The sequence below is a fragment of the Chitinimonas sp. genome, from assembly GCF_041904975.1.
Taxonomy (GTDB): Bacteria; Pseudomonadota; Gammaproteobacteria; order Burkholderiales; family Chitinimonadaceae; genus Chitinimonas.
The window spans coordinates 1-2,656 of sequence record NZ_JAYRLZ010000402.1; the positions used below are offsets into that span (position 1 = coordinate 1).

The 2,656-nt window shown below is 67.5% G+C and carries 1 protein-coding gene; it reads right to left on the reverse strand.

Annotated features, from left to right (window positions below):
- Positions 1-94: 94 nt before the first annotated feature.
- Positions 95-2,614, reverse strand: coding sequence for a YbcC family protein (locus ACE3OH_RS21430; RefSeq protein WP_374358052.1), 2,520 nt, complete (start codon positions 2,612-2,614; stop codon positions 95-97).
- Positions 2,615-2,656: the final 42 nt, after the last annotated feature.

Genomic DNA, 2,656 nt, shown 5'->3' on the forward strand with positions numbered 1-2,656 from the left:
AGTCGGCACTGGAAAAAGTGCAGGCACTGATGCAGGCCGACCCAGCCTTGCAAGTGGTGCCCGCGCATGACAGCGAAGTGCAGGATGCGCTTGGCTACTTTCCTGCCTGGGTAAAGTAAGCGCGGGGCGGGTATCCCTCTTGGTCCGGCCAGTTCAGCGTCTGCCAGCGACCGTCGACGCGACGCGCCAGGCTGCCGCCTTCCAGCTGCCACAAATGCAGCCAGCCATGTTCGATCAGCTGCCGCACGACCCGATGCTTGGCGACGATGGCATCGATGCGCGACTGCGGCGCGGCGATGACGACGGTGAGGCGCAGCGGCTCGTGCATGGCGCATTCGCCATCATGCAGCGATTGCTGCGACAGGCCGATGCGCAGATCGCCACCATTGCCTTCGAACACGCCGATATGGCCGCCCACCACGTTATGCAGCAGCTTGTTACCGCAGCCATACAGGCGCGGCTCGCATTGCGAGGCATGGTATTGCCAGTTGATCCAGTGAGTGACCAGCATCGGTGCGGTCATCAGTAGCTCCAGCAAGCTACCGTCGGCATCCTGGCTGGCGTCGTAGTCGTGCAGGAAGCTGCGGCCATCGAGGCGCAGCCCTCGGCTCAGGCTGCGCGGCGCGATGATAAAGGCGGCATTGCCGGCCAAGCCCCACTCCGGGCGGGTCTGGGCGCCATCGCTGGCCCGCCCGTGCAGCGCGGCCAGCAGCGCGGCGTCGTCCATGTCTGCCAGCCCAAGGCGTGGGGCGCGCTCCTGCCTGACTTGGCGCAGTGCGGTTTGCGAAACCAGCTCGAAGTGCGCCAGGGCGGAGCGGGCATACTCGGGCAACAGATCGCGATCGAAATACTCCAGCTCGTCGGTGGTGGTGTTATGCAGCGCCGCCACAAACACCGTGTGCTGCGGGATATGGATGCCCTCGGCCAACAGGCCGTCACGTAAGGCCGCATCGTTGAGCAGCAGGGCCAGTACCCGCGCATTGACTTCACCGGTCTGGCCGCAGCAAGCGCCACAGTCGAGCGCTGCCGCATGCGGATTATTGCTGCTCTGGCTGCCATGGCCGACCAGCAGCACCAGCGGTGCCAGCTGGCGATTCAGCCCCATGGCGCCGAGCACCCGCTTTGCCAAGTCCACCCGGCTGGCCAGCGGCAGATGCCCCAGCGTCGGGCGGCACAGCGCCGCCGCGCCGGCGGGCAGGCCGGCGAGATCATCGCGCTGGCGCAGCTGGGTACGCTGGCGCAGCCAGCCGGCCAGCTTGCCGCCATAGGCCCAGCCGAATGCTTCGACAAACGAGAACGCAGCCGCGGGCCAGCGGCTGGCAGCCTGCCACTGCTGGCTCAGGCGAAAACCCTGCTGCCGTTGCGCCACCAGGCGCTCGCGGGCCGGCACCGGGCCTTCATAGGCGGCAGGCGCCAGCAACTGCTCCTCTACCTGCATGGCTGGCGCCAGTAGGCCCGGTAGCTGCGGCCGCGATGCGCTGCTGCCCAGCGGCGCATAGGCGATCGGCAAGCCGAAAAAGCCGGCAAAGCCAATGGTCTGGATGGTCGGGTCGGCTGCCTCCAGCGCGCGGCGCAAGGGTTCGCTGCGCACATCGATGCAGAATGCCGCCTGCACCGTGATCGGCGCCACCACGGGCGCCACGCGCGTGCCGCATAGCCGGGCTGCCAATTTGGCCTGATAGCCGGCCTCAAGCGCCTGCTGCCATAGCGCATCCAGTGCAAAAGCGGCGTGCGCCTCGTTCAGCTTGTGCGCAAAACCCTGCCAGCCCTGGCGCAGTGTGGTGAATGCCGCCTCGGCGCGCCCTGGCGCCAGCCCGTCGAGCAAGATCGCCCCCCACGCCAGCCGTATTGCCAGCAATTCGCGCAGATGCCGGTCCTCGCCACCGTCCAGATTGGCCTGCCAATGCAGATAGGCGCACCAGGAGGCCCAGCCGTTCACCGTCAGCAAGATCGCCTCGAGATAGTCGGCCCACACCTCATGGGGCAGCCCCAGCTTATCCAGCACCCAGCGCTCGGCCGCCTCGGGCGTGGCCGGCAGATTGGCCAGTTGCCGGCCCAGCTGGGGCAGACCCATCAGGATGCCGATACCGTGGTCATGCTGCAGCGTGTCGCGCCAGAACGCATACAGTCCAGCGTCGCGCTGCGGCTGCCAGTCGGCCTGGTGCTGGTCGAAATAGGCCGCACAGGTCTGGCTCACCTGATGGGTGATCGCCTGGCGCCATGGCAGATGATGGCGCTGCGCCGGGCCGCTATCGAGCAGGTCGATCAACAGGGGCAGGGGTTGCACCGTGTTGTCCCGCGCCAATGCCGCCAGACAGCTGTCGCTATCGGCATAGCGCGCATCGCCCTGCATGGCCACGGCGGCACGCAGATCGGCCTCACGGATGCGACCGCTTTGCCAGGCGCGCCGGAATTCATCGCGGGATGGATAAACACGCACCCCGCCCAGCAGGGCCATGCGGGCCGCGACTTCCGGCAGCGGCCGGTCGATCCGCCCCCAGTGCGGATTGACGGCAATCGCCCGATCCAGCGGCCAGGCAGGTGCAATAGCCTGGCAGGCTTGCCGGCAAGCCTGTTCGACCCGCTGCTCGAAAGCCTCCTGGTTCGCGCGCAAGGAGCCGGCACTGTCGCCGCCAGCCGAGCCTGCTTCAGGGAA